Here is a 26,144-nt window from a genome sequence, read left to right as displayed (position 1 = left end):
AAGCGTAATGGATAAACAGCTTCTGGAAACAACCGTCAGCAAAGTGCTGGATGAAATGCGTGAGCGCCCTATTCCTCTGGGTGTTTCCAACCGTCATATCCATCTTAGCGCTGAAGACTATGCCCGGCTTTTCCCTGGTCAGCCAATCAGCGAGAAAAAAGCGCTGCTCCAGCCAGGGCAATATGCGGCCGACCAGACCGTCACGCTTATTGGCCCTAAAGGTCAGTTAAAGAATGTGCGCCTGCTCGGCCCCCTTCGCCGTACCAGCCAGGTTGAGATTTCCCGCACCGATGCCAGAACATTGGGCATCGCTGCGCCGCTGCGCATGTCGGGAGACCTTAAAGGAACGCCAGGCATTCGTCTTGTCAGCCCCTTCGCCGAGCTGGATCTCGCATCCGGCGTGATTGTCGCCCAACGCCACATTCATATGTCGCCGCTTGATGCGTTGATATTTCGCGTTGCGCATGGCGATAAAGTTTCTGTCGCTATTGAAGGCAATGCGCGCAGGCTGATTTTCGACAACGTCGCGATTCGCGTCTCTGCGGATATGCGTCTTGAAATGCACATCGACACAGACGAAGCCAATGCCGCAGGCGCCGACAGCCCGGACGCGTTTGCCACTCTGGTTACACCGCGATGAACGGCGAGATGTTGCAGCGCATTATTGAGGAGGTCATCTCCCGCTTGCAGCGTCGGGCGGAAAGCACGGCCACGCTCAGTATTTCGCAACTGCGGGAGGCCGATTCCCGCGCGCTGTTTTGTCAGTATGCGGCGCTGCATATTGTGCAGGCGGACCTGCCTTCGCTGACGTATATCGCAGAGCAGGATGCTGACGACCCTGTAGCGAAGAAAATCCATGACGCACTGGCATCAGGTATTCGTCTACAGATATCCCTGCACCATCGCCTGTTGCCGTCGCTGCCGGTGAAAAAGCTGGCGCGTCTGCCCATCAGGCTGGTCGATGAACGAGGGCAAACAATCTGCCTGCATCCGACCACTCTTTTGAGTTACGCCGACGTCGCCCTACTCGCGGGGCAATTACTGGTGCTGCGTCGTCGCTGTGTCGTCACCGCTCTGGCCCGTGAAGCCGCCAGCGCGCGTAATATTCAACTTATTAAGCAGGAGTGAACCATGCATCTGGCACGAGTCACAGGCGCGGTGGTATCCACGCAAAAATCGCCCTCTCTGGTTGGGAAAAAACTTTTGCTGGTACGTCGGGTAAGTGCCGATGGAGAGCTTCCCGACTCGCCTATTACCGGAGATGAGGTTGCCGTCGATTCCGTCGGCGCTGGCGTGGGTGAACTGGTTTTACTCAGCAGCGGCTCCAGCGCCAGACATGTTTTTTCCAGCCCGAACGAGGCCATCGATCTGGCCATTGTCGGCATCGTAGACACGCTTTCTCATTAAGGAGCGGATGATGGCGATTTATACCCGAACAGGAGATTCCGGCACTACGGCCTTATTTACCGGCCAACGGGTCAGTAAAACGCATCCACGCGTCGAAACCTACGGCACGCTGGATGAACTCAATGCAGCGCTAAGTTTATGCGTTTGCGCCACAACCAGCGCGCAACACCGCACGTTGCTCGAATCTATTCAGATGCAGATATTCTGGTTTAGCGCCGAACTCGCCAGCGAAAGCGAGCAGCCGTCGCCGGAGCAGCGCTATATCAGCGCGGAAGATATTGCCGCGCTTGAAGCGGCTATTGATACCGCGATGGGACGCGTTACGCCTTTACACAGTTTTATTTTACCTGGCCGTTGCGAAGCCGCGAGTCGCCTGCACTTTGCCCGCACGCTTTCCCGCCGGGCTGAAAGACGTCTGGTCGAGCTGTCGGCAACCGCCAGCGTCAGGCACGTCCTGATGCGCTACATCAACCGCTTATCTGATTGCCTGTATGCGCTGGCGCGCGCCGAAGATCATGACGCTCATCAGAACAACATCATTCGGGAGGTCACTGAGCGCTACCTGGCCTCAAACCCGGCCTCTGTCGTCAAGGAGTCCTCTATGGCCCTCTCTTTTCACGAGCTTCATCAGTTAACTCGTTCAGCGGTGGCGCGGGCGGAGGCGCTTCAGGTTCCTGTGGTCGTCAGCATTGTGGATGCCAACGGCACCGAAACCGTGACCTGGCGTATGCCGGACGCTCTGCTGGTGAGCAGTGAACTGGCGCCGAAAAAAGCCTGGACCGCCGTCGCCATGAAAACAGCCACCCACGAACTGGCTTGCGCCGTTCAGCCGGGCGCTTCGCTCTACGGTCTGGAAAGCCATATGCAGGGGAAAGTCGTCACTTTTGGCGGCGGATTCGCGTTATGGCGTGATGGTCTGCTCATTGGGGGTCTTGGCATCAGCGGCGGGAGCGTTGAACAGGACATGGATATTGCACAAGCCGCCATTGCGGCAATTAACGTGAGAACACATCAATGAATACTTCTGAACTGGAAACCCTCATCCGTAATATTTTAAGCGAACAGTTGGCGCCTGCGCAGGCCGAAACGCAAGGACACGGTATTTTTCAGTCCGTCGGCGAAGCGATAGACGCGGCGCACCAGGCTTTCTTACGTTATCAGCAGTGTCCGCTCAAAACGCGCAGCGCCATTATCAGCGCCCTGCGCCAGGAGCTTACGCCGCATCTTGCCACGCTGGCGGCGGAGAGCGCAGCGGAAACGGGGATGGGAAACAAAGAAGATAAATTTCTTAAAAACAAAGCCGCGCTGGATAACACGCCAGGCATTGAGGATTTGACAACCACGGCCCTCACCGGCGATGGCGGCATGGTGCTGTTTGAATATTCACCGTTCGGCGTCATTGGTTCCGTCGCGCCCAGCACCAACCCTACCGAAACCATTATTAACAACAGCATCAGTATGCTGGCTGCGGGCAACAGCGTTTATTTCAGCCCGCATCCTGGCGCGAAGAACGTCTCACTCAAATTGATCGGCATGATCGAAGATATCGCCTTCCGCTGCTGCGGCATCCGTAATCTGGTCGTCACTGTCGCAGAACCGACCTTTGAGGCAACTCAGCAAATGATGGCGCATCCCAATATTGCGGTGCTGGCTATTACTGGCGGCCCCGGCATTGTTGCGATGGGAATGAAAAGCGGTAAAAAGGTCATTGGCGCCGGGGCGGGCAATCCGCCCTGCATCGTTGATGAGACCGCCGATATCGTCAAAGCGGCCGAAGATATCATCAACGGCGCAGCGTTCGATTACAACCTGCCCTGTATCGCAGAAAAAAGTCTGATTGTCGTAGAGAGCGTCGCTGAGCGCCTGGTTCAGCAAATGCAGGCTTTCGGCGCATTGCTGTTAAACGCTGCGGATATCGATAAATTACGCGCCGTCTGCCTCCCGGAAGGTCACGCGAATAAAAAACTGGTCGGGAAAAGCCCTGCCGCCATGCTGGAAGCCGCCGGTATTGCCGTTCCCGCAAAACCGCCGCGTTTGCTTATCGGTATCGTCAGTGCCGACGATCCGTGGGTAACCAGCGAACAGTTGATGCCAATGCTACCCGTCGTGAAGGTCGATAATTTCGACAGCGCGCTGGCACTGGCGCTGAAAGTTGAAGAAGGCCTGCACCATACCGCCATTATGCACTCGCAGAATGTCTCTCGCCTGAATCTGGCGGCGCGCACCTTACAGACCTCTATTTTTGTGAAAAACGGCCCTTCCTATGCCGGTATCGGCGTTGGCGGCGAAGGGTTTACCACCTTTACCATCGCCACCCCGACCGGCGAAGGGACAACCTCAGCACGCACATTTGCCCGTTCCCGTCGCTGCGTACTGACCAACGGCTTTTCAATTCGCTAATGAGGTCGTTATGAATACGTTTTCACTACCAACCCGATTGTACAGTGGCAGAGGAAGTCTGGATGTGCTGACGCGTTTTACAAACCGTCATATCTGGATTATCTGTGATGGATTTCTGGCGCAATCACCGCTGATCAATACGCTGCGCGACGCCCTTCCAACGGATAATCGCATCAGCATATTCAGCGACATCACCCCGGACCCTACCATCGGTACGGTAGTGCAAGGTATTGCGCAAATGCATGCCCTGCGACCGGATGTGGTCATCGGCTTTGGCGGGGGATCGGCGCTCGACGCGGCAAAAGCCATCGTCTGGTTCAGCCGTCAGTTCGGCATCGAAATTGAAACCTGTGTTGCAATTCCCACCACCAGCGGCACCGGTTCCGAAGTCACCAGCGCATGCGTCATTAGCGATCCAGAAAAGGGCATTAAATATCCGTTATTTAATAAAGCGTTGTATCCAGATATGGCTATTCTCGACCCGACGCTGGTTGTCACCGTTCCGGCAAATATTACCGCCAACACGGGGATGGACGTCCTGACGCATGCGCTTGAAGCATATGTGTCTCCGCACGCCAGCGACTTCACTGACGCACTGGCGGAAAAAGCCGCGCAAATCGTCTTTCAGTATCTGCCCGTTGCGGTCAGGAAAGGGGATTGTCTGGCTACCCGTGGGAAGATGCACAACGCCTCAACGCTGGCGGGAATGGCGTTTAGTCAGGCTGGACTGGGGCTGAACCATGCTATTGCCCATCAGTTAGGCGGCCAGTTTCATCTGCCGCACGGGCTTGCCAATGCACTGCTGCTGACATCGGTCATCCGCTTTAACGCCCACGATCCTCGGGCGGCAAAACGATACGCAAGACTCGCGAAAGCCTGTCAACTCTGCCCCGCCAGCGCAAACGAGACGTCATGCCTCAATGCGCTGATTCATCAGATTGAGCAGCTCAAAACGCAGTGTGCGATTCCTTCATTCGCCCAGGCGCTTAAAGAGGGACGACAGGCGTATTCACAACGAATCCCGGTCATGGTTCAGGCGGCGCTGGCTGATGTGACGTTAAGAACCAACCCGCGTACCGCCGATGCCAGCGCGATCCGGGAACTTCTTGAGGCGTTGTCATGAATACTGTCAGCGCCATTGAACAGGATAGCTATGATGCGCAAACCATACGCGATCGAGTACGTGCTGCGGGCGTGGTTGGCGCCGGGGGAGCGGGTTTTCCCGCCCACGTCAAACTACAGGCGCAGGTTGAGATCTTTTTGGTTAATGCTGCTGAATGTGAACCGATGCTCAAGGTTGATCAGCAATTAATGGCGCAGCAGCCCGCGCGCCTGATTCGCGGCGTGCAGTACGCCATGAAGGCAACCGGCGCACGCGAGGGGATTATTGCGTTAAAAGAAAAATACCGCGATGCGATTGAGGCATTAACCCCCCTGCTACCTTCCAGTATAAGGCTGCATATTTTACCGGATGTCTACCCGGCCGGGGACGAAGTGCTGACCATCTGGATGGCGACAGGCCGACGCGTTCCGCCTGCGGCGTTGCCAGTGAGCGTCGGCGTGGTGGTCAATAATGTTCAGACCGTACTGAATATCGCCCGTGCGGTAGAACAACAGTATCCCGTAACGCGCCGCACTCTTACCGTTAACGGCGCGGTTGCGAGGCCGCTGACCGTCACCGTTCCTGTCGGTATGTCTTTACGCGACGTTTTAGCACTTGCAGGCGGCGCCACCGTTGATGACCCCGGATTGATTAACGGCGGCCCCATGATGGGAAGCCTGGTGACATCGCTGGATTCACCGGTGACAAAGACCACCGGCGGCCTGCTGGTGTTACCAAAAAACCATCCCTTGATTCAGCGGCGAATGCAGGATGAACGCACCGTTTTGTCTGTTGCAAAAACCGTTTGCGAGCAATGCCGGTTATGTACTGATTTATGCCCCAGGCATTTGATCGGCCATGAGTTATCTCCCCATTTGCTGGTACGCGCGGTGAACTATCAACAGGCCGCGACACCGCAACTCCTGCTTAGCGCGCTGACGTGTTCAGAATGCAATGTTTGCGAAAGCGTGGCATGCCCGGTGGGGATCTCCCCCATGCGCATTAACCGCATGCTGAAACGTGAGCTACGGGCGCAAAACCTCCGTTACGAAGGCCCGCTGAATCCCGCCGATGAAATGGCGAAATATCGGCTGGTGCCGATTAAACGATTAATTACCAAACTGGGGCTCAGCGACTGGTATCACGACGCGCCGCTAACGGACGTCGCCCCTTCAACAGACAAAACGACGCTGCTCTTGCGTCAGCATATTGGCGCCAGCGCCGTTCCCTGCGTGCAAAAAGGTGAACGCGTTGTCCGTGGACAGTGTGTCGCCGATATGCCATCTGGCGCGTTAGGCGCTCCCGTTCACGCCAGTATTGACGGCATTGTCAGCGACATTACTGAACACGCCATCACGGTTGTAAGAGGTTAACCATGTCTCAGGCTATAGGTATTTTAGAACTCACCAGCATCGCTAAAGGAATGGAAGCAGGCGATGCCATGCTGAAAAGCGCCAGCGTCAATTTACTGGTCAGTAAAACAATCTGTCCGGGTAAATTTTTACTGATGCTGGGCGGCGATGTCGGTGCGGTACAGCAGGCCATCGAAACGGGCACATCGCTGGCCGCAGACATGCTCGTGGATAGTCTGGTGCTACCGAATATTCATGCCAGCGTGCTGCCTGCGGTCAGCGGATTGAACAGCGTTGATCAACGTCAGGCCGTAGGGATCGTGGAAACCTGGAGCGTAGCAGCCTGTATCAGTGCCGCCGATCGCGCCGTTAAAGCCTCCAACGTGACGCTGGTGCGTGTCCATATGGCGTTCGGTATTGGCGGAAAATGTTACATGGTGGTGGCAGGCGATGTCTCCGATGTCAACAACGCCGTTACGGTAGCCAGTGAAAGCGCAGGCGAAAAAGGACTGCTGGTTTACCGCGCCGTGATCCCCCGTCCGCATGAAGCCATGTGGCGACAGATCGTGGAGGGATGATGGAAAAGCAACCGACAACGGAACGCATGATTCAGGAGTATGTTCCCGGGAAACAGGTGACGCTGGCGCATCTGATTGCTAACCCAGGCAAAGATCTCTTTAAAAAACTGGGTCTGCCGGATGCGGTGTCCGCTATTGGGATCCTGACCATTACGCCCAGCGAAGCCTCGATTATTGCCTGCGATATCGCCACCAAATCCGGCGCGGTCGAGATTGGTTTTCTTGACCGTTTCACCGGGGCCGTCGTGCTGACCGGCGATGTATCAGCCGTCGAGTATGCGTTAAATCAGGTGACCAGAACATTGGGAGAAATGATGTGTTTTACCGCCTGCCCAATTACCCGGACATAACGCCATGAAACGCATTATGTTAATCGGCCCCAGCCAGTGCGGGAAAACCTCTCTTACACAGAGTCTGAACGGCGAAGCGCTTCATTACCAGAAAACACAGGCTATTGTCTGGTCGCCCGGCACGATCGATACGCCGGGCGAATATCTGGAGAACCGCTGTCTGTATAGCGCGCTGCTGGCAAGCGCCTGTGAAGCCGACATTATCGCGCTGGTTCTTAATGCCGATGCGCCGTGGTCGCCCTTCTCCCCCGGTTTTACCGGCCCAATGAACAGACCCGTTATCGGGATCGTCACCAAATCTGATTTGGCGGATTCGTCACGTATCTCATGCGTGGAAAACTGGCTGATTCAAGCCGGCGCGCAGAAAATTTTTGTCACCAGCGCGCTGATGAAATCCGGGATTGATGAAATGTTTGTTTTTCTGAGTGCTAAGGAACCCTTATGTCTCACAAAATAATGGCGATTAACGCCGGTAGCTCGTCGCTAAAATTCCAGTTGCTGGCAATGCCGCAGGGCGAAATGATCTGCCAGGGATTAATCGAACGTATCGGAATGGCGAACGCCAGAGTCACAATGAAAACATCCGCGCAAAAATGGCAGGAAACGGCCCCCATCGCCGATCACCGCGAATCCGTTACCCTGCTGCTGGATAAGCTCCTCAGTCATCACATCATTAATACCTTACAGGATATTGACGGCGTGGGTCATCGCGTGGCGCACGGCGGAGAGTTCTTTAAGGATTCGGCGCGCGTGACCGATGAAACGCTCGCTCAAATTGAGCGTCTTGCCGAACTGGCCCCGTTGCATAACCCGGTTAACGCGCTCGGTATTCATATTTTTCGCCAGTTGTTACCCTCAACGCCTTCTGTGGCCGTATTCGATACCGCCTTTCATCAGACGCTGGACGAGTCGGCCTATATTTACCCTCTGCCCTGGCGTTATTACACCGAGCTGGGTATTCGCCGCTATGGTTTTCACGGTACCAGCCATAAATATGTCAGCACAGCATTAGCTGAAAGACTGGGCGTCCCGCTCAGCGCCTTACGCGTTATTTGCTGCCATCTGGGTAATGGCAGCAGCATTTGCGCTATCAAAGGGGGGCAATCCGTCAATACATCAATGGGATTTACGCCGCAATCAGGCGTGATGATGGGAACCCGTAGCGGAGACATCGATCCCTCCATTCTGCCCTGGATTGCAGAACGTGAAGGGAAAACGCCCCAGCAGCTTAATTATTTATTAAACAATGAGTCGGGGCTGCTGGGCATTTCCGGCGTTTCGCATGATTACCGCGACGTTGAGCAGGCCGCCGATGGCGGAAATCGCCGGGCGGCGCTTGCGCTTACGCTATTTGCTGAGCGCATTCGCGCGACAATCGGCAGCTATATCATGCAAATGGGCGGTCTGGATGCGCTCATTTTTACCGGTGGAATCGGCGAAAACTCCGCCCGTGCCAGAGCGGCAGTCTGCCATAATCTGCATTTCCTGGGGCTGAGTATTGATGAGGAAAAAAACCTGCGCAACGCTACGTTTATTCAGGCAGAAAACGCAGTGGTGAAAGTGGCGGTCATTAATACCAATGAAGAGCTTATGATCGCACAAGATGTGATGCGGATTGCGTTAAGTGACAAGGTCACATTTGGCGTTTCCGCCTGATTTTGCCCGACTGCAACTTGCGGAAAATCATGGTAATAGCGCAATCGCCGTGACACTATGCGCCGAGGATTGCTGACCAGAAAGGTGAAAACGTGGCTGTTGCGCAATGCCCCGCGTCATGCGGAGAACTTATCCAGGGCTGGATTCTGGGCAGTGAGAAACTGGTCTCCTGCCCTGTCGAATGGTACAGCACAGTGGAAGTAAGCTCGGGCGCTCCCCTTGCGGATGAGCGCCCCCTTTCACGCGCAATGGTCAATCGGCTACTGGAATACTGGCGCTACCCTGCGCAGTGGAGCCAGGAAATTCGGATCGCAGTGCATTCCACCATTCCCGTCGCCAAAGGGATGGCCAGCAGTACCGCAGATATCGCGGCAACGGCGGTCGCAACCGCACACCATCTGGGGCATACGCTGGATGAACCCACGCTTGCACATCTGTGTGTTTCGCTTGAACCCACCGACAGCACCATTTTCCGTCAACTGACGCTTTTCGATCACAATGACGCCTCTACGCAAATAGCTTGTGAAGCGCAGCCACAGCTTGATCTTTTAGTCCTCGAAAGCCCAATAACGTTGCGCACGGCGGATTATCACCGCATCCTCCGACTGGAACGTCTGCATGCGGGGGCGGCGATGTTGCAGCAGGCATGGGAGAGAGTGCAGGAAGCCTGCATAACGCAAAACCCTCGTCGGATGGGGGAAGCCGCCACGCTCAGCGCTATCGCCAGCCAACAACTGTTACCAAAGCCAGGCTTTGATGCCCTGCTGGCGCTGGTGGAAACATGTGATTTATACGGTCTGAATGTGGCGCACAGCGGAAGCGTTGTCGGGCTGATGCTGGACAGGCAGCGCCATGACGTTGACCATATTAAGTGGGAACTCGCACAACGAAAACTGACGGAACACTGGCCCGATCAGCATTTGCTGAAGATGGTCACTGGCGGGGTTGAATTGCAGTGAGGAACTCGCGGTGTTCCCCACTGCCACAGGCTGTTACTCTGCTTTTGCGTCGCCGTTTTTCATTTCGCCCATCGCTTTCAGCTTTTTAGAAATGTCGCGGCGTTCTTTAGAAATTTCTGCGTTTTTGATGATGTAATCATCAACGCGGTCCTCATAGTCGCTCTTCATGCTGGCGATGATGCCCTGGATCGCTTCAACGCTCATACCTGGCTTGATGTAATCGCTCAGATTGTCCAGCAGCAGAACACGCTTCTGGTTGTCACGGATCTTTTTCTCAACGTCCTGGATTTCACGTTGCAGTTTGTTCTTACGGCGGAACAGACGAACAAATTCCAGTACGTCCTGGAAAGAAGGCTTGTTGGTTTCCATTTTTACACCCCTGATAATGTGAGATTCGGATTCGTTTAAGCAACCGCTATACGTTAGGGTAAACATTACTTTTAGCCGTTGCAGATGACAATGGTTTTATCCTTTTTCAGTATCATACCCTTAATCGGTGCTGAATCGAAGCAGCAGCCGAATCACGAGCGTCATCTGCTTTTTATTTGCGCAATGCCCGGCAGATCAAATGGGAGAGCAGCTCCAGTTGCCGCGCCGTCTCCATACTTAGCCAAACATAGCCATGAATAGGCGTTTCAGCCACGGTATTGCCATGATGCTCGTTTATCAACTGGCGCAGCTCCGCGACAATCTCATTGAGTTTTTCCGTGTTTGCCAGTACCGGTTGCGGGTTGCCTTCGAACAGCGCATGGGCGATGGTGAGTAACGTTTGCTGCGTCATTTGCTGCGTTTCGCGCAGCGTGTGCGCATTCAGCATCACAAAATGGCTGGCACGAGATGCCCAGTGTGCATTAATTTGCAGCTCAAGCATACAGACCAGATTGCGGTTCACGGTTTGAATCGCTTCGAATATCGACTTTTGAATGCGGGTTTCTTTACTGGCTGGCGTAATCAGCCCACGCATTTTGACGACGTCGCTCAGCAGTTTCTGTAAATGCTTCTCCAGCCGGGGACGCTCTAACAAATTTGGCGACAACGCGGCCTGATAGACCCGATTGTACGCCGTCACACAATGCGCCATCTGAATGCGCCAGTGTAAAAATGCGCGTTGCGGCCAGATGCCGGTGAACAGCATCGCCAGCAGCGAACCTAAAATAACATCCCCGCCGCGCCACAATGCCGTGTTCATGTCGCCTGCCGGCGCGCCTACCACCACGGCGAGCGTGATGCCGATCAACAGAGCCTGATACGGCTTTTTCCCTAACGCCAGCCAACCGCACAAGAACATTGCCGCAGCGCACCAGATCAACATCAGCGGGAGGGAAAAAAGCTCCAGACGTAACGCTACAAGACCTAATACCGACCCCAGAATCGTGCCGCCGATGCGCTCAAACGCACGGGGAACCACGTTCCCCCAAAAGGAGATCGGCCCCATAATGACGACCAGTGTGATCAGCGGCCAGGTGCCTTCCGGGATGTTGAACAGTCGAACCAGCAGGAAAGTGAGAATAAACGCCAGCGCAATGCGAATGCCGTGTACAACACGATAATGGCGATATAAACGAATTTCAAAGGGACTCAGCGATTTATCGGCCCGCACTCACGCACTCCGTCTGGAAATGACCAAAAAACGAATTGTACCCGCTTTTGCAGCGAAAATATCACCATAGCGGACAGGACTCGCACGTAAACTGCCCCGTCACGACGCCTATCCGCCGGGTACTGCGTACAATTTACACAGGGCTATTTCGACTGTACGGGTACATACATTTCAATGTCCCAGTACCCGTCTTCCGTTCCATTGTTAAGATAGACCTCAAAACACGGTTTAGCCGCTATCTGGTAGTGATTGTCCTGTAACAGGCTATTGAAAAACTGATACCAGGGCGTCGCGAAATCATGATTCTCAACGCGCGCCACCGCTGTCGCATACTGCCCGCCGGCGATCTCCGTCAGGATGACGCCTTCGCTATTTTTCGGAATGGTGAAATTATCCGGGACAGACACCACCGTATCGCAGCGGAGTTTTTCCGCCGGAACCTCATCTGGATTATCGTAGTAAACCGCGATCCATTCGAGCGGAACAACCTGATTCCCGTCAACCCACATCATAAGTTGTTCAAAACCTTGCTTCACCGTTTTTTCCCACGGGCCGACCATGTGAAAACCGGCGATATTACGCTTCTCTGCCTGCCTGATTTCGTAGTCCATACTGCCTCCGATAGTTTCACTGAGACTGATAGCACACCGTCGACCCGATGGCGCTGCGCGTATCAGGTCGACGGTGTTCCATAATGCATTGAAGTCAGCGCCGGATAAGGAAGCGATGTCCCCTCCGGCAAATCTTATACTGTATATAAACACAGCATAAGATTTTGCATATAAAGGTCACAAGGAAATCATGATGAGTATGTGAGCAGACTCGCACTCTTACCAGTCTGCCGTGTCAGAAAAGGGGGTTACGCCTTATGGTGGAAGTAATCGCTCAGTCGGGAAAAAACGCCGCCTTTGCCAACAGACTCCAGCGTCACCAGAGGCCAGTGCGCCACCAGTTTATCCCGATCGTATAGCTCAATTTCACCAACCCGCTGATGTGCGGCAATAGGGGCTTCAAGTTCTTTTTTATCAAGGGCATACCGGGCCTTAATATGCGGAATTTCAGTTTTCGGCAGCGCCATCCAGAAATCCTGCTCGGTGCCCAGAGCAATATTTTCTTTATCGCCGTACCAGATACGTTCCGTGCCAACCTGTTTGCCACTGCGTAAAATTTGTACCGTATCGAAATTTTGCTGTCCCCATTGCAACAACTTACGTGCCTGATCTTCGCGCCCTTTCGCGCTTTCCGCGCCCATCACAACGGCGATAAGACGACGCTGCCCGTCCACGGAGGAGGCAATCAGGTTAAAACCCGCGCCGGAGGTATGGCCGGTTTTCAACCCGTCGATATTCATGGTTTTATCCCACAGCAGTCCGTTACGGTTCTGCTGGGTAATACCGTTCCATGTCAGGCTCTTTTCACTGTACATATGATAAAACTCAGGCTCACCGTGAATAATGGCGCGGGACAATACCGCCAGATCATAGGCTGAGCTGTGCTGGCCTGGCGCATCCAGTCCGTGTACCGTTTCAAAATGGGTATCCTGCAACTTCAGGGTTTCAACGTAGTGATTCATCATGGCGACGAACTGCGGTTGCCCTCCGGCGATGTAATCCGCCAGCGCAACGCAGGCATCGTTTCCAGAGTCAACAATCAGCCCCCGGCTGAGATCCCGAACCGAAACGCGCTCCCCTTGTTTCAGAAACATTAATGAAGATCCCACAAAAACCGGGTTGTCTTTGGCCCAGGCATCACGTCCAACGGTTACGATATCGTCCGGGCTAATACGATGGCTGTCGATAGCGCGATCGACAACATAGCCAGTCATCAGCTTGGTCAGGCTGGCCGGGTTACGCCGCTGATGTTCATTACCTGCGGTCAGAATTTGACCTGTGGTGTAATCCATAAGTACCCATGACCCTGCCTGAATGGCCGGAGGCTGGGGAGAAAAATCTGGCACGTCGGCAGCCAGAGCGGAAGAAAGATTCATCGCGAGAAGTGAAGCGGCAATAAACAAACGGCATTTCAACACTATTTCCTCAGGAAAGTCATAATTGCCGTTCTTTTTACGGAAGTTCTGATAAACAAACAGGGATAAATTGCAAGAAAATGTGACATAACGCACGTTTTTCTATGCAGTGCCGGGCAGCGTAACCTTAACGCTCCCAATAACGACTCAGAAGCTGATAACACCGCCAGGATTTGATACCCTGCTGCGCAGAACCGCGCAAACACACAGTAACGGATAGAACTGAACAATGAATGACGGCAAGCAGCACCCTACCTTCCTGTTCCATGACTACGAAACCTTCGGGACTCACCCGGCGCTGGACAGACCCGCACAGTTTGCCTCCATCCGCACGGATAGCGACTTTAACATTATTGGCGAACCTGAAGTCTTTTACTGCAAGCCCGCCGATGATTACCTGCCTCAGCCAGGCGCTGTGCTCATCACCGGGATTACGCCGCAGGAAGCGCGCGACAAAGGAGAGAACGAAGCCGACTTTGCCAGACGTATTCATTCACTGTTCACCGTGCCAAAAACCTGTGTCGTCGGCTACAACAATGTCCGTTTTGATGATGAAGTCACGCGTAACATTTTGTATCGCAACTTCTACGATCCCTATGCCTGGAGCTGGCAGCACGACAACTCGCGCTGGGATTTGCTGGATGTGATGCGCGCCTGCTATGCCCTGCGCCCGGAAGGCATAAACTGGCCGGAAAATGACGACGGATTGCCCAGCTTCCGCCTTGAGCACTTGACCAAAGCCAACGGGATCGAACATGCCAACGCGCACGATGCAATGGCAGACGTGTACGCCACCATCGCTATGGCGCAACTGGTGAAGTCGCGCCAGCCGCGTCTGTTTGACTACCTTTACACGCATCGCAACAAACATAAACTGGCGGCGTTGATCGATGTGCCGCAAATGAAACCGCTAGTACATATCTCCGGTATGTTTGGCGCCTGGCGCGGCAACACCAGCTGGGTTGCGCCGCTGGCCTGGCATCCAGAAAACCGCAACGCGGTCATTATGGTGGATCTGGCGGGCGATATGTCGCCATTACTGGAGCTGGACAGCGATACCCTGCGCGAGCGGTTATATACCGCTAAAGCCGATCTCGGCGATAACGCCGCGGTTCCAGTAAAACTGGTACACATCAATAAATGCCCGGTACTGGCTCAGGCTAATACGCTCCGCCCGGAGGATGCCGATCGCCTGGGGATTAACCGTCAGCACTGTCTCGATAACCTGAAAGTGCTGCGCGATAATCCGCAGGTACGCGATAAGGTTGTGGCAATCTTCGCTGAGGCCGAGCCGTTTACGCCGTCTGAAAACGTCGATGCGCAGCTATACAATGGCTTTTTCAGCGACGCCGATCGTGCCGCCATGAAAATCGTGCTGGAAACCGAACCGCGCAATTTGCCCGCGCTGGATATTACGTTTGTCGATAAGCGGATTGAAAAACTGCTGTTCAACTATCGCGCCCGTAACTTCCCTGGGACGCTGGATGAAACCGAACAGCAACGCTGGCTGGAGCATCGTCGTCAGGTGTTTACGCCAGAGTTTTTGCAACGGTATGCGGAAGAGTTACAGATGCTGTATCAGCAATATGCTGACGACAAAGAGAAACTGGCATTGCTGAAATCACTCTGGCAATACGCAGAAGAGATTGTCTGAGGAGCCACGCGTCGCTTTTGCCGGATGGCGGCGTAAACGCCTTATCCGGCCTACGAAAATAGGCAGCCGTAGGCCTGATAAGCGAAGCGCCATCAGGCGTTGGCGTTGTGCCGAAGGACGGCCGATGACCTTATCCGGCCTACAGATTTTTGCATAAAAAAACCGGAGAACATGTCTCCGGTTTTTTACCTGTGAAAGGTCATTTCATTACTGTGCGATATCTTCGTACTGCGGTACCGGATTGCGGAAGCTTTTGGTCACGCAAGCCAGATACACCAGGCCAATACCCGCCCAGATCAGACCCAGAGTCATTGAGCTTTCTTCCAGGTTGATCCACAGTGCGCCAACAGTCAGCGCGCCGCACACTGGCAGAACCAGATAGTTGAAGTGGTCTTTCAGCGTCTTGTTGCGCTTCTCACGGATCCAGAACTGGGAAATCACGGAGAGGTTCACAAAGGTAAACGCCACCAGCGCACCGAAGTTGATCAGCGCCGTCGCCGTAACCAGATCGAAGTTAATCGCCAGCAGTGCGATCGCGCCAACCAGCAGCACGTTCCACGCCGGAGTACGCCATTTCGGATGAACGTAGCCGAAGAAACGCGTCGGGAACACGCCGTCACGACCCATGACGTACATCAGACGGGAAACGCCCGCGTGTGCCGCCATACCGGATGCCAGTACGGTCACGCTGGAGAAAATCAGCACGCCCCACTGGAAGGTTTTACCCGCAACGTACAGCATGATTTCAGGCTGTGATGCATCCGGGTCTTTAAAGCGCGAAATATCCGGGAAGTACAGTTGCAGGAAGTAAGACGCCGCGATAAAGATCAGGCCGCCAATCAGCGCCGTCAGGAAAATCGCGCGCGGAATAACGCGCTCCGCGTCTTTGGTCTCTTCAGACAGAGAAGAGATTCCGTCAAAGCCGAGGAACGAGAAGCACAGGATTGTCGCACCGGTAATCATCGGCACAACGTGCGCGCCTTCAGACCAGAATGGGCGGGAGCTTACCAGCGTACCCGCACCTTCGCCGTGAGACACGCCGTAGATAATCAGGCCGACGATCACCGCTACAATCCCCATTTGCAGAATAACAATCAGGGTGTTGAAGTTAGCGACGGTCTTAATGCTGCGCAGGTTAGAGATGGTCATAAAGGCCACCAGCGCCACCACAAAGATCCACGACGGCACTGTCGGCACCAGCGCTTCAAAATAAATTTTCGCCAGCAGAATGTTGATCATCGGCATGAACAGGTAGTCCAGCAGCGATGACCAGCCCACCATAAAGCCTACGGTCGGGCTGATGGATTTCTGGGCGTAAGTATACGCGGAGCCAGCGGACGGGAAACGACGCACCAGTTTACCGTAGCTCAACGCAGTAAAAAGAATCGCGATCAGCGCAAAGGCATACGCCGTCGCGACGTGACCGTCAGTGAGGCCTGAGACGATACCAAATGTATCGAACAGCGTCATCGGCTGCATATAGGCAAGACCCATCATTACAACCGGAATCAACGTAAGCGTCTTACGCAATTCCACGCGAGAGGTGTTTGGAGTAACGTTATGCGACATGGTCATTCCCCTTTACGGCGAATGCCGTCGCGTAAGCAAAAAATTGCCCCATTTTCTGGATTCCTCAGCGACAACAACTGTCGGTTTTTAGTAAGTATCTATCCGGTACGAAGCCCGGCCTCTTTTATTGAATGATTGGTTTGATGCAAAAAAATAACCGACGCGTATTAAAACGTCGGTTAATGTCATTTTTTGCAAGCGGCGCATTGTGCACTAAATTAAGGCGAAATGACAAGAGAATGAGAGCCCCGTCAAAAAATATTTTTTATTAACTGTTTGATTTCCCAGCATCCCCCATTGTATAGACGCCAGCAATAGCACTATTTGCTAAAATTTTATCTCGCCACCACGCGCTGGCCAGTCCGGCCGTCTGTTCGTTCCAGCCCATCCACACTGGCTCCGACACGATCTGCGCCGCCACGTTCTTCTCAATAAGCGCACCGCTGTCCAGAAAGCGTTGCGCCAGATAGCGCGGTAAATACCCACATCCCAGGCCGCTGATTTGCAGTTCCAGTTTGGTTTTAAAATCAAAAACCGTTATGGCTTCCTGATCATCAAGCAATTGCGCGCTTGCCGAACATGCCGAATGCGTCTCATCGCCGACCACAATCGCGCGGAACCGTTTTATTGTGCGCCGACTCAACGGCTCTTCTTCCTGCACCAGTGGATGATGCGGGGCAATCGCAAAAACCTGCTCAAGCTCTCCCAGACGCGCAAAACCGAAACCACTGGCGTAGGGCGGATCGTGCATCGCGCCAACGATGATATCCGCCCGCCCCTGCGTCAGCGCCTCCCAGGAACCGCCCAGTACGCCATTTATGAATTTCAGGCGCGTTACGCTGTGATGTTGGTAGAAGGATTCAATGAGGGGAGTAAGGAGAGAAAAAGGAAACGTATCGTCCACACCGATGACCAGTTCGTTCTCCCAGCCTTCGTGAAGTTTGATGGCCTGCTTTTCCAGTTCGCGCACGGTATGCAGAACTTCCCGGCCTTTTTCCAGCAGCATCTGGCCGGTGCGGGTAAATTTAGCCCGATGCCCGCTGCGATCCAACAGTTGGATATTCAGATCGCTTTCCAGTTTATGAACGGTATAGCTGAGCGCTGACGGCGTCTTAAACAATTTTGCCGACGCCGCCGCAAAGCTCCCCTCTTTCTCTAACGCATCGAGAATCATCAGAACGTCCAGCAGTGGTTTCATACTCGCCCCCTTGCGGTGTCTGGCGGTAGTCTGCTGGCGCGTCACTCCATCGGCATCACCAGCGGGTCGGGATACTGGTATTCAAACCCGAGTTCATTACAAATCCGGCTGCCATCAATAATCTTACCTTTATCGTTACTCTGGCTTTCCAGAAAATGCGGCGGTTCCATACCCAGCAAACGCGCCATCTGCGGATAAAACACATTACGCGCCGGATGCGAAGGCGCACATATATTATAGATGTGTCCCCCTTTAGGTGCCTGTAACAGCAGAGTAATAGCAGCAATCACATCTTCCAGGTGGACCAGATTCACACCTTGCTGACCGTCAGGCGCGGTTTTACCGGCAAAGAAACGCCCCGGATGTCGTCCTGGCCCTACCAACCCGGACAGACGCAGAATATCGACGGAGGTGCCGGGCAGATTGTGCAGCCAGTCTTCGAGTTCCTTCAGGATGCGCCCACTCGCCGTGACGGGATTACGCGGCGTATTCTCTTTCACAATGCCGTGCACATCGCCGTACACTGACGTGGAACTGGTAAAAATGATACGCGGAACGTGATACGCCAGCGCGCTGTCGACCACCTCCTGTATTGCCTGGCGGTAAAAATCTTCCCCCGGCCCGCTACGGCGAGCGGGCAGCGTAATGACCAGAGCATCCACATCCATCAGTGCATCAAGATCGTCCGTTTCGCAAACCAGCTCAGGTTCCAGGCGCAGCGGATAGCTCTCAATGCCGCTCATGCGGGCCGCTTCCACGCCATCCTGCGTGGTTTTCGTGCCAGTAACCTGCCAGCCTCTTGCCGTCAGCGACATCGCCAGCGGCATTCCTAACCATCCTAAACCGACAATTGCGACCTTTTTCATGCGTTCTCTCCTGACTTTAACGCCATCTTATCTAAGGCTACGCCAGCCCGCCGGGACTGACAATTCATACCTTCAATATGAAATGAATTAATGATGAAAAAAAGCCCTTGCTTTCCGGCGCTAAAGTGGTTTAGGTTAAAAGGCATCAAATGAATAAGCATTCATCGAGAATTTTATGACACGCGTTCAATTTAAACACCACCATCATCACCATCATCCTGACTAGTCTTTCAGGCGATGTGTGCTGGAAGACATTCAGATCTTCCAGTGGTGCATGAACGCATGAGAAAGCCCCCGGAAGATCATTCTTCCGGGGGCTTTTTTTTGGTGCGCGATTCAGACCGGTTCAGACAGGATAAAGAGGAAAAAAGAATGTTAGATAACACCCGTTTACGCATAGCTATTCAGAAATCAGGCCGTTTAAGCGATGATTCACGCGAATTACTGGCCCGCTGCGGTATTAAAATCAACCTGCACACCCAGCGTCTGATTGCGATGGCGGAGAATATGCCGATTGATATTCTGCGTGTGCGTGATGACGATATTCCCGGCCTGGTCATGGATGGCGTGGTCGATCTGGGGATCATCGGGGAAAACGTTCTGGAAGAAGAGCTGTTGAGCCGCCGCGCGCAGGGCGAAGACCCGCGCTACTACACCCTGCGCCGTCTCGACTTCGGCGGCTGCCGCCTCTCGCTGGCCACCGCCGTCGATGAAGCCTGGGACGGCCCGGCTTCCCTTGACGGTAAGCGCATCGCCACCTCTTACCCGCACCTGCTTAAGCGTTATCTGGATCAGAAAGGCGTGTCGTTTAAATCCTGTCTGTTAAACGGTTCTGTTGAAGTCGCTCCGCGTGCGGGTCTGGCCGATGCCATCTGCGATCTGGTGTCTACCGGGGCGACGCTGGAAGCCAACGGTCTGCGTGAAGTCGAGGTGATTTACCGCTCCAAAGCCTGCCTGATCCAGCGTGACGGCGAAATGGCCGAAGCCAAACAACAGCTTATCGACAAACTGCTGACCCGTATTCAGGGCGTTATTCAGGCGCGTGAATCCAAATACATCATGATGCATGCGCCAAGCGAACGTCTGGAAGAAGTCATCGCGCTGCTGCCGGGCGCAGAGCGTCCGACCATTCTGCCGCTGGCGGGCGATCAGCAGCGCGTCGCCATGCACATGGTCAGCAGCGAAACCCTGTTCTGGGAAACGATGGAAAAACTGAAAGCGCTCGGCGCCAGCTCTATTCTGGTGCTGCCAATTGAAAAGATGATGGAGTGACGGCCATGAGCTTTAATACAATCATCGACTGGAATAGCTGCAATACTGAACAGCAGCGTGAATTGCTGATGCGTCCGGCTATTTCCGCCTCCGACAGCATTACCCGTACCGTCGCAGAGATCCTGGATAATGTGAAATCACGCGGTGATGACGCCCTGCGCGAATACAGCGCGAAGTTTGATAAAACGAACGTCGCAGCGCTGAAAGTGTCCGCCGAAAAGATTGCCGCGGCCAGCGCGCGTCTGAGCGACGATCTTAAACAGGCGATGGCGGTAGCGGTAAAAAACATCGAAACCTTCCACAATGCGCAAAAACTACCGGCAGTAGATGTTGAAACCCAGCCCGGCGTTCGCTGTCAGCAGGTGACGCGCCCTGTCGCATCTGTCGGCCTGTATATCCCGGGCGGCTCTGCCCCGCTCTTCTCCACCGTATTAATGCTCGCCACGCCCGCGCGTATTGCCGGATGCAAAAAAGTGGTGCTGTGCTCGCCACCGCCTATCGCGGATGAAATCCTTTACGCTGCGCAGTTGTGCGGCGTGCAGGAAATCTTCAACGTCGGCGGCGCCCAGGCCATTGCCGCTCTGGCGTTCGGCAGCGAATCCGTGCCAAAAGTGGACAAAATTTTTGGCCCCGGCAACGCGTTTGTCACCGAGGCGAAACGCCAGGTCAGCCAGCGTCTCGACGGCGCGGCAATTGATATGCCTGCCGGCCCTTCTGAAGTGCTGGTGATCGCCGACAGCGGCGCCACGCCAGATTTCGTGGCGTCTGACCTGCTCTCTCAGGCGGAACACGGCCCGGATTCTCAGGTCATTCTGCTGACCCCGGATGCCGGTATTGCGCAGAACGTCGCGGAGGCCGTCGAACGCCAGTTAGCGGAGTTACCGCGTGCAGAAACGGCGCGTCAGGCATTAAGCGCCAGCCGTCTGATCGTGACGAAAGACTTAGCCCAGTGCGTCGCCATCTCGAACCAGTATGGGCCGGAACACCTGATCATTCAGACCCGTAAGGCACGCGATCTGGTGGAGGATATTACCAGCGCGGGTTCCGTTTTTCTCGGTGACTGGTCACCGGAATCCGCAGGCGACTACGCTTCCGGCACCAATCATGTGCTGCCGACCTATGGTTATACCGCCACCTGCTCCAGCCTCGGTCTGGCGGATTTCCAGAAACGCATGACCGTTCAGGAATTGTCGCAGGCGGGTTTCTCCGCACTGGCATCCACCATTGAAACGCTGGCTGCGGCAGAACGGCTGACCGCCCACAAAAATGCTGTCACCCTGCGCGTTAACGCCCTTAAGGAGCAAGCATGAGCACTGAAAATACCCGCAGCGTCACCGACTTAGCCCGGGAAAACGTTCGCAACCTGACGCCGTACCAGTCCGCTCGCCGTCTGGGCGGTAATGGCGATGTGTGGCTGAATGCCAATGAGTTCCCGACGACGGTGGAGTTTCAGTTGACTCAGCAAACGCTCAACCGCTACCCGGAATGCCAGCCAAAAGCGGTTATTGAAAATTATGCGCAGTACGCCGGAGTGAACCCCGGGCAGGTGCTGGTCAGCCGTGGCGCAGACGAAGGTATTGAACTGCTGATTCGCGCATTCTGCGAACCGGGGAAAGAGGCAATTCTCTATTGTCCGCCAACGTACGGCATGTACAGCGTCAGCTCGGAAACCATTGGCGTTGAATGCCGGACGGTTCCGACGCTGGAAAACTGGCAGCTGGATCTGCGGGGCATCGCCGATAAACTCGACGGCGTTAAAGTGATGTTTGTATGCAGCCCCAACAACCCGACCGGGCAGCTTATCAATCCACAGGATTTACGTACTCTGCTGGAAATGACGCGCGGCAACGCCATTGTGGTGGCGGATGAAGCCTATATTGAATTCTGCCCACAGGCGACGCTGGCTGGCTGGCTCTCTGAATACCCGCATCTGGTAGTGCTGCGCACGCTCTCCAAAGCCTTTGCGCTCGCCGGTCTGCGCTGCGGATTTACGCTGGCGAATGAAGAGGTCATCAACCTGCTGCTGAAAGTCATCGCCCCCTACCCGCTCTCTACGCCGGTCGCCGATATTGCCGCTCAGGCGTTGACGCCGCAAGGCGTCAACGCGATGCGCGAACGTGTGGCGCAGATTCTGCTGGAACGTCAGTATCTGGTTAATGCGCTGAAAGAGATTGCCTGCGTAGAACAGGTGTTCGATTCAGAAACTAACTACATTCTGGCACGTTTTACCGCGTCAAGTAGCGTGTTTAAATCTCTGTGGGATCAGGGCATTATCTTACGTGATCAGAATAAACAACCTTCTTTAAGCGGCTGTCTGCGTATCACTGTTGGAACCCGCGAAGAAAGCCAGCGCGTCATTGACGCCTTACGTGCGGAGCAAGTATGAGCCAGAAGTATCTTTTTATTGACCGTGATGGAACCCTGATTGCCGAACCGCCGAGTGATTTTCAGGTGGATCGTTTTGACAAACTCGCCTTTGAACCGGACGTGGTGCCGGTTCTGCTGAAGCTGCAAAAAGCCGGCTTTAAGCTGGTGATGATCACCAACCAGGACGGGCTGGGAACGCAGAGCTTCCCGCAGGCAGACTTCGACGGCCCGCACGACCTGATGATGCAGGTTTTCACCTCCCAGGGCGTACTGTTTGATGAAGTGCTGATCTGCCCGCACCTGCCAGTGGATGAGTGCGACTGCCGTAAGCCGAAGGTAAAGCTGGTTGAACGTTATCTGGCTGAACAGGCGATGGATAGCGCCAACAGCTACGTGATTGGCGATCGCGCTACCGACATCCAGTTGGCCGAAAACATGGGCATTAACGGGTTACGTTATAACCGTGAAACCCTGAACTGGACGATGATTGGTGAGCAGCTGACAAAACGCGACCGCTATGCCCACGTTGAGCGCAATACCAAAGAAACGCAGATTGACGTCAAGGTGTGGCTGGATCGCGAAGGCGGCAGCAAGATCAATACCGGCGTGGGTTTCTTTGACCATATGCTCGATCAGATCGCCACGCATGGCGGTTTCCGTATGGAGATCGCGGTCAAGGGCGACCTCTATATTGACGATCACCATACGGTAGAAGATACCGGTCTGGCGCTGGGTGAGGCGCTAAAACTGGCGTTGGGCGATAAGCGCGGCATCAACCGCTTTGGTTTTGTGCTGCCGATGGACGAATGCCTGGCGCGTTGCGCACTGGATATCTCCGGGCGCCCGCACCTGGAATATAAAGCCGAGTTTACCTATCAGCGCGTGGGCGATCTGAGCACCGAGATGGTTGAACACTTCTTCCGCTCGCTCTCCTACACCATGGGCGTGACGCTGCACCTGAAGACCAAAGGTAAAAACGATCACCACCGTGTAGAAAGCCTGTTTAAAGCGTTTGGCCGCACGTTGCGCCAGGCCATTCGGGTAGAAGGCGACACGCTGCCTTCTTCTAAAGGAGTGCTGTGATGAACGTCGTCATCCTTGATACCGGCTGCGCCAACCTGAACTCGGTGAAATCCGCCGTGGCGCGCCACGGTTATGATCCGCTGGTCAGCCGCGACCCGGAGGTCGTCTTAAAAGCTGACAAACTCTTCCTGCCCGGCGTGGGAACCGCCCAGGCGGCGATGGATCAGTTGCACGAGCGTGAGCTTGTCGAATTGATTAAGGCTTGTACTCAGCCCGTTCTGGGAATTTGTTTAGGCATGCAGATCCTCGGGCGCCACAGTGAAGAGACAAACGGCGTCGACCTTCTGGGCATTATTGACCAGGACGTCCCGAAGATGACCGATTTTGGCCTGCCGCTCCCGCATATGGGCTGGAACCGCGTTTACCCGCAGGCGGGTAATCGTCTTTTCCAGGGCATTGAAGATGGTGCCTGGTTCTACTTTGTTCACAGCTACGCTATGCCCGTCAATCCGTGGACCATTGCTCAATGCAACTACGGCGAACCCTTCACTGCGGCAGTGCAAAAAGACAATTTCTTCGGCGTGCAGTTCCACCCGGAACGCTCCGGCGCCGCTGGCGCGCAGTTGCTGAAAAACTTCCTGGAGATGTGATGATTATTCCGGCATTAGATTTGATCGATGGCACCGTAGTGCGTCTCCATCAGGGCGACTACGCCCGGCAGCGTGATTACGGTAACGATCCCCTTCCCCGCCTGCGGGATTATGCCGCCCAGGGCGCCGAAGTGCTGCATCTGGTCGATTTGACCGGGGCGAAAGATCCGGCCAGACGGCAGATCCCGCTGATTAAAACGCTGGTCGCGGGTGTGAACGTGCCCGTGCAGGTTGGTGGCGGCGTGCGTACTGAAGACGATGTTGCGGCGCTGCTGGACGCAGGCGTTGCCCGCGTGGTGGTCGGCTCTACGGCGGTCAAATCTCCCGAGGTGGTCAAAGGCTGGTTTGAGCGCTTTGGCGCTGACGCGCTGGTGCTGGCGCTGGATGTGCGTATTGATGATCGGGGCAACAAACAGGTTGCCGTCAGCGGCTGGCAGGAGAACTCCGGCGTTTCGCTGGAGGAGCTGGTCGAGACTTATCTGCCGGTTGGCCTGAAGCATGTACTGTGCACCGATATCTCCCGTGACGGCACGCTGGCGGGTTCCAACGTCTCACTGTATGACGAAGTGTGCGCGAAATATCCGCAGGTCGCCTTTCAGTCTTCCGGCGGAATTGGCGGGATTGAAGACGTGGCCGCTCTGCGCGGCACGGGCGTTCGCGGCGTGATTGTCGGCCGCGCCCTACTGGAAGGTAAATTCACCGTTAAGGAGGCCATCCAATGCTGGCAAAACGTATAATCCCTTGCCTGGACGTACGCGATGGTCAGGTAGTAAAAGGCGTACAGTTCCGCAATCATGAAATCATCGGCGATATCGTCCCGCTGGCAAAACGCTATGCCGATGAAGGCGCAGACGAGCTGGTGTTCTATGATATTACCGCTTCCAGTGACGGGCGCGTGGTTGATAAGAGTTGGGTGTCGCGCGTCGCGGAAGTGATCGACATTCCATTCTGTGTCGCGGGTGGCATCAGGTCTATTGATGACGCCGCTAAAATCCTCTCTTTCGGCGCCGATAAAATTTCCATCAACTCCCCTGCGCTGGCCGACCCAACGCTGATCACCCGTCTTGCTGACCGTTTTGGCGTACAGTGCATTGTCGTGGGCATTGATACCTGGTTTGATGCCGAAACCGGCAAGTATCACGTCAACCAGTATACCGGCGATGAAAGCCGTACCCGCGTGACGCAGTGGGAAACTCTCGACTGGGTGCAGGAAGTACAAAAACGTGGAGCCGGTGAAATCGTGCTTAACATGATGAATCAGGACGGCGTGCGTAACGGTTACGATCTGGAGCAACTGAAAAAAGTCCGTGACGTCTGTCATGTACCGCTGATTGCCTCCGGCGGCGCGGGCACGATGGAGCACTTCCTTGAAGCCTTCCGCGATACCGATGTCGACGGGGCGCTTGCTGCCTCCGTCTTCCACAAACAGATTATTAATATTGGTGAATTAAAAGCGTACCTGGAAGCACAGGGCGTGGAGATCAGGATATGTTAACAGAGCAACAGCGCCGCAAACTCGACTGGGAAAAAACCGACGGATTGATGCCGGTTGTCGTGCAACATGCGGTATCCGGTGAAGTGTTGATGCTGGGTTACATGACCCCTGAAGCGCTGGATAAAACAATCGAAAGCGGCAACGTCACTTTCTTCTCACGAACCAAACAGCGTTTGTGGACCAAAGGCGAAACATCCGGCCACTTCCTGAAGGTAGTCCGCATTGCGCCGGATTGTGATAACGACACACTGCTGGTGCTGGCCAATCCAATTGGACCAACCTGTCACAAAGGCACCAGCAGCTGCTTTGGGGATGCCAGCCATCAGTGGTTATTCCTGTATCAGCTTGAACAACTGTTAGCCGAGCGTAAAACCGCCGACCCGGCAAGCTCTTACACGGCGAAGCTTTACGCCAGCGGCACCAAGCGTATCGCGCAGAAAGTGGGTGAAGAAGGTGTCGAGACCGCGCTGGCCGCAACGGTACATGACCGTTTTGAGCTGACCAATGAAGCCTCCGACCTGATGTACCACCTGCTGGTGCTGCTACAGGACCAGGACCTTGATTTAACGACCGTCATTGAGAATTTACGTAAGCGTCATCAATAGCTTCTGATGCGAAAA

The 26,144-nt window shown here is 54.7% G+C and carries 29 protein-coding genes, 2 pseudogenes and 1 other annotated feature; of the genes and pseudogenes, 22 read left to right on the top strand and 9 right to left on the bottom strand.

Translation table 11 applies throughout. From position 1 onward, the window contains the following. The first annotated feature begins 7 nt into the window (after window positions 1–7). The 12 genes from CKO_RS03425 (at window position 8) to CKO_RS03370 (ending at window position 9,804) form a co-directional block, all read left to right on the top strand. On the top strand, window positions 8–640 hold the full coding sequence (locus CKO_RS03425) for a phosphate propanoyltransferase (protein ID WP_012131764.1): 633 nt from the start codon (window positions 8–10) through the stop codon (window positions 638–640). After that, a complete protein-coding gene (gene pduM, locus CKO_RS03420) occupies window positions 637–1,128 on the top strand; it encodes a microcompartment protein PduM (protein ID WP_012131763.1) in 492 nt (163 codons plus the stop codon). The genes CKO_RS03425 and pduM overlap by 4 nt, the downstream gene beginning before the upstream one ends. A gap of 3 nt (window positions 1,129–1,131) precedes the next feature. Further along, a complete protein-coding gene (locus CKO_RS03415; RefSeq protein WP_012131762.1) occupies window positions 1,132–1,407 on the top strand; it encodes a EutN/CcmL family microcompartment protein in 276 nt (91 codons plus the stop codon). 10 nt (window positions 1,408–1,417) lie between these two features. After that, window positions 1,418–2,425 (top strand): two-domain cob(I)yrinic acid a,c-diamide adenosyltransferase PduO, encoded by a 1,008-nt coding sequence (pduO, locus tag CKO_RS03410; protein WP_024130208.1) that lies wholly within the window; start codon window positions 1,418–1,420, stop codon window positions 2,423–2,425. Further along, window positions 2,422–3,807 (top strand): CoA-acylating propionaldehyde dehydrogenase PduP, encoded by a 1,386-nt coding sequence (gene pduP, locus CKO_RS03405; protein ID WP_012131760.1) that lies wholly within the window; start codon window positions 2,422–2,424, stop codon window positions 3,805–3,807. Before pduO ends, pduP begins: the two co-directional genes overlap by 4 nt. Window positions 3,808–3,817: 10 nt before the next feature. Then, window positions 3,818–4,930: a 1-propanol dehydrogenase PduQ gene (locus tag CKO_RS03400; protein WP_012131759.1), complete on the top strand. Its 1,113-nt coding sequence runs from the start codon at window positions 3,818–3,820 to the stop codon at window positions 4,928–4,930. Then, complete coding sequence (locus CKO_RS03395) at window positions 4,927–6,282, top strand: 4Fe-4S dicluster domain-containing protein (RefSeq protein WP_012131758.1); 1,356 nt, start codon at window positions 4,927–4,929, stop codon at window positions 6,280–6,282. Before CKO_RS03400 ends, CKO_RS03395 begins: the two co-directional genes overlap by 4 nt. A 2-nt stretch (window positions 6,283–6,284) precedes the next feature. Beyond that, window positions 6,285–6,839, top strand: coding sequence for a propanediol utilization microcompartment protein PduT (pduT, locus tag CKO_RS03390; protein WP_012131757.1), 555 nt, complete (start codon window positions 6,285–6,287; stop codon window positions 6,837–6,839). Then, window positions 6,839–7,189 (top strand): propanediol utilization microcompartment protein PduU, encoded by a 351-nt coding sequence (gene pduU, locus CKO_RS03385; protein ID WP_024130207.1) that lies wholly within the window; start codon window positions 6,839–6,841, stop codon window positions 7,187–7,189. Before pduT ends, pduU begins: the two co-directional genes overlap by 1 nt. Window positions 7,190–7,193: 4 nt before the next feature. Next, entirely contained in the window at window positions 7,194–7,646 is a 453-nt protein-coding gene (pduV, locus tag CKO_RS03380; RefSeq protein ID WP_012131755.1) for a EutP/PduV family microcompartment system protein, read from the top strand. Beyond that, window positions 7,631–8,845 (top strand): acetate/propionate family kinase, encoded by a 1,215-nt coding sequence (locus tag CKO_RS03375; RefSeq protein ID WP_024130206.1) that lies wholly within the window; start codon window positions 7,631–7,633, stop codon window positions 8,843–8,845. The genes pduV and CKO_RS03375 overlap by 16 nt, the downstream gene beginning before the upstream one ends. 92 nt (window positions 8,846–8,937) lie before the next feature. Further along, window positions 8,938–9,804, top strand: coding sequence for a GHMP family kinase ATP-binding protein (locus CKO_RS03370; RefSeq protein WP_024130205.1), 867 nt, complete (start codon window positions 8,938–8,940; stop codon window positions 9,802–9,804). Window positions 9,805–9,837: 33 nt separating this feature from the next. Here CKO_RS03370 and CKO_RS03365 read toward each other — a convergent pair whose 3' ends face one another. From CKO_RS03365 to dacD, 4 genes are all read right to left on the bottom strand, one after another. Further along, window positions 9,838–10,173 (bottom strand): DUF496 family protein, encoded by a 336-nt coding sequence (locus tag CKO_RS03365; protein ID WP_024130204.1) that lies wholly within the window; start codon window positions 10,171–10,173, stop codon window positions 9,838–9,840. Window positions 10,174–10,345: 172 nt separating this feature from the next. Then, on the bottom strand, window positions 10,346–11,404 hold the full coding sequence (locus tag CKO_RS03360; protein ID WP_012131751.1) for an FUSC family protein: 1,059 nt from the start codon (window positions 11,402–11,404) through the stop codon (window positions 10,346–10,348). A 143-nt stretch (window positions 11,405–11,547) separates the two neighbouring features. After that, window positions 11,548–12,015, bottom strand: a complete 468-nt coding sequence (gene sbmC / locus CKO_RS03355) for a DNA gyrase inhibitor SbmC (RefSeq protein WP_012131750.1) — start codon at window positions 12,013–12,015, stop codon at window positions 11,548–11,550. Window positions 12,016–12,263: 248 nt separating this feature from the next. Next, window positions 12,264–13,436, bottom strand: a complete 1,173-nt coding sequence (gene dacD / locus CKO_RS03350; protein ID WP_080516668.1) for a serine-type D-Ala-D-Ala carboxypeptidase DacD — start codon at window positions 13,434–13,436, stop codon at window positions 12,264–12,266. Between the two features lie 223 nt (window positions 13,437–13,659). Here dacD and sbcB point away from each other — a divergent pair, with 223 nt between their 5' ends. Beyond that, a complete protein-coding gene (sbcB, locus tag CKO_RS03345; protein WP_012131748.1) occupies window positions 13,660–15,084 on the top strand; it encodes an exodeoxyribonuclease I in 1,425 nt (474 codons plus the stop codon). A gap of 13 nt (window positions 15,085–15,097) precedes the next feature. Here sbcB and CKO_RS23765 read toward each other — a convergent pair. The 5 genes and pseudogenes from CKO_RS23765 to CKO_RS03330 form a co-directional block, all read right to left on the bottom strand. Then, window positions 15,098–15,181 (bottom strand): annotated as a pseudogene (locus tag CKO_RS23765) (hypothetical protein); the annotation flags it as partial. 110 nt (window positions 15,182–15,291) lie between these two features. After that, window positions 15,292–16,653, bottom strand: a complete 1,362-nt coding sequence (locus CKO_RS03340; RefSeq protein ID WP_024130202.1) for an APC family permease — start codon at window positions 16,651–16,653, stop codon at window positions 15,292–15,294. Beyond that, window positions 16,643–16,705, bottom strand: a complete 63-nt coding sequence (gene yoeI, locus CKO_RS23240; protein ID WP_099433339.1) for a membrane protein YoeI — start codon at window positions 16,703–16,705, stop codon at window positions 16,643–16,645. Before yoeI ends, CKO_RS03340 begins: the two co-directional genes overlap by 11 nt. A gap of 161 nt (window positions 16,706–16,866) precedes the next feature. Next, window positions 16,867–17,851, bottom strand: a pseudogene (locus CKO_RS03335) (LysR family transcriptional regulator). A gap of 41 nt (window positions 17,852–17,892) precedes the next feature. Continuing rightward, entirely contained in the window at window positions 17,893–18,717 is an 825-nt protein-coding gene (locus CKO_RS03330) for an SDR family oxidoreductase (protein ID WP_012131743.1), read from the bottom strand. A 175-nt stretch (window positions 18,718–18,892) separates the two neighbouring features. Here CKO_RS03330 and hisL point away from each other — a divergent pair, with 175 nt between their 5' ends. The 9 genes from hisL to hisIE all read left to right on the top strand — a co-directional run bounded on the left by hisL (window position 18,893) and on the right by hisIE (window position 26,129). Further along, the gene (gene hisL / locus CKO_RS23235; RefSeq protein ID WP_001364200.1) at window positions 18,893–18,943 is read left to right on the top strand and encodes a his operon leader peptide; all 51 of its coding nucleotides are present in this window, start codon (window positions 18,893–18,895) and stop codon (window positions 18,941–18,943) included. Continuing rightward, window positions 18,919–19,043 (top strand) — a sequence feature (His leader region). (Overlaps the previous gene by 25 nt.) A gap of 46 nt (window positions 19,044–19,089) precedes the next feature. Next, window positions 19,090–19,989: an ATP phosphoribosyltransferase gene (hisG, locus tag CKO_RS03325; RefSeq protein ID WP_024130200.1), complete on the top strand. Its 900-nt coding sequence runs from the start codon at window positions 19,090–19,092 to the stop codon at window positions 19,987–19,989. A gap of 5 nt (window positions 19,990–19,994) precedes the next feature. Continuing rightward, window positions 19,995–21,299, top strand: a complete 1,305-nt coding sequence (gene hisD / locus CKO_RS03320; protein ID WP_012131740.1) for a histidinol dehydrogenase — start codon at window positions 19,995–19,997, stop codon at window positions 21,297–21,299. Next, complete coding sequence (gene hisC / locus CKO_RS03315) at window positions 21,296–22,375, top strand: histidinol-phosphate transaminase (RefSeq protein WP_012131739.1); 1,080 nt, start codon at window positions 21,296–21,298, stop codon at window positions 22,373–22,375. Before hisD ends, hisC begins: the two co-directional genes overlap by 4 nt. Beyond that, a complete protein-coding gene (gene hisB, locus CKO_RS03310; RefSeq protein WP_012131738.1) occupies window positions 22,372–23,439 on the top strand; it encodes a bifunctional histidinol-phosphatase/imidazoleglycerol-phosphate dehydratase HisB in 1,068 nt (355 codons plus the stop codon). Before hisC ends, hisB begins: the two co-directional genes overlap by 4 nt. After that, window positions 23,439–24,029 carry an imidazole glycerol phosphate synthase subunit HisH gene (gene hisH, locus CKO_RS03305; RefSeq protein WP_012131737.1) on the top strand — a complete coding sequence of 197 codons (591 nt, stop codon included), beginning with the start codon at window positions 23,439–23,441 and terminating at the stop codon, window positions 24,027–24,029. Before hisB ends, hisH begins: the two co-directional genes overlap by 1 nt. After that, complete coding sequence (gene hisA / locus CKO_RS03300; RefSeq protein ID WP_012131736.1) at window positions 24,029–24,766, top strand: 1-(5-phosphoribosyl)-5-[(5-phosphoribosylamino)methylideneamino]imidazole-4-carboxamide isomerase; 738 nt, start codon at window positions 24,029–24,031, stop codon at window positions 24,764–24,766. The genes hisH and hisA overlap by 1 nt, the downstream gene beginning before the upstream one ends. Beyond that, entirely contained in the window at window positions 24,748–25,524 is a 777-nt protein-coding gene (hisF, locus tag CKO_RS03295) for an imidazole glycerol phosphate synthase subunit HisF (RefSeq protein WP_012131735.1), read from the top strand. The genes hisA and hisF overlap by 19 nt, the downstream gene beginning before the upstream one ends. Continuing rightward, window positions 25,518–26,129 carry a bifunctional phosphoribosyl-AMP cyclohydrolase/phosphoribosyl-ATP diphosphatase HisIE gene (hisIE, locus tag CKO_RS03290; protein WP_012131734.1) on the top strand — a complete coding sequence of 204 codons (612 nt, stop codon included), beginning with the start codon at window positions 25,518–25,520 and terminating at the stop codon, window positions 26,127–26,129. Before hisF ends, hisIE begins: the two co-directional genes overlap by 7 nt. Window positions 26,130–26,144 lie beyond the last annotated feature (15 nt).

The organism is Citrobacter koseri ATCC BAA-895 (assembly GCF_000018045.1).
In the GTDB taxonomy this organism is placed as follows: domain Bacteria; phylum Pseudomonadota; class Gammaproteobacteria; order Enterobacterales; family Enterobacteriaceae; genus Citrobacter_B; species Citrobacter_B koseri.
The sequence above is the reverse complement of the archived record's forward strand: the minus strand, read 5'-3'. Positions and strand labels throughout refer to the sequence as shown.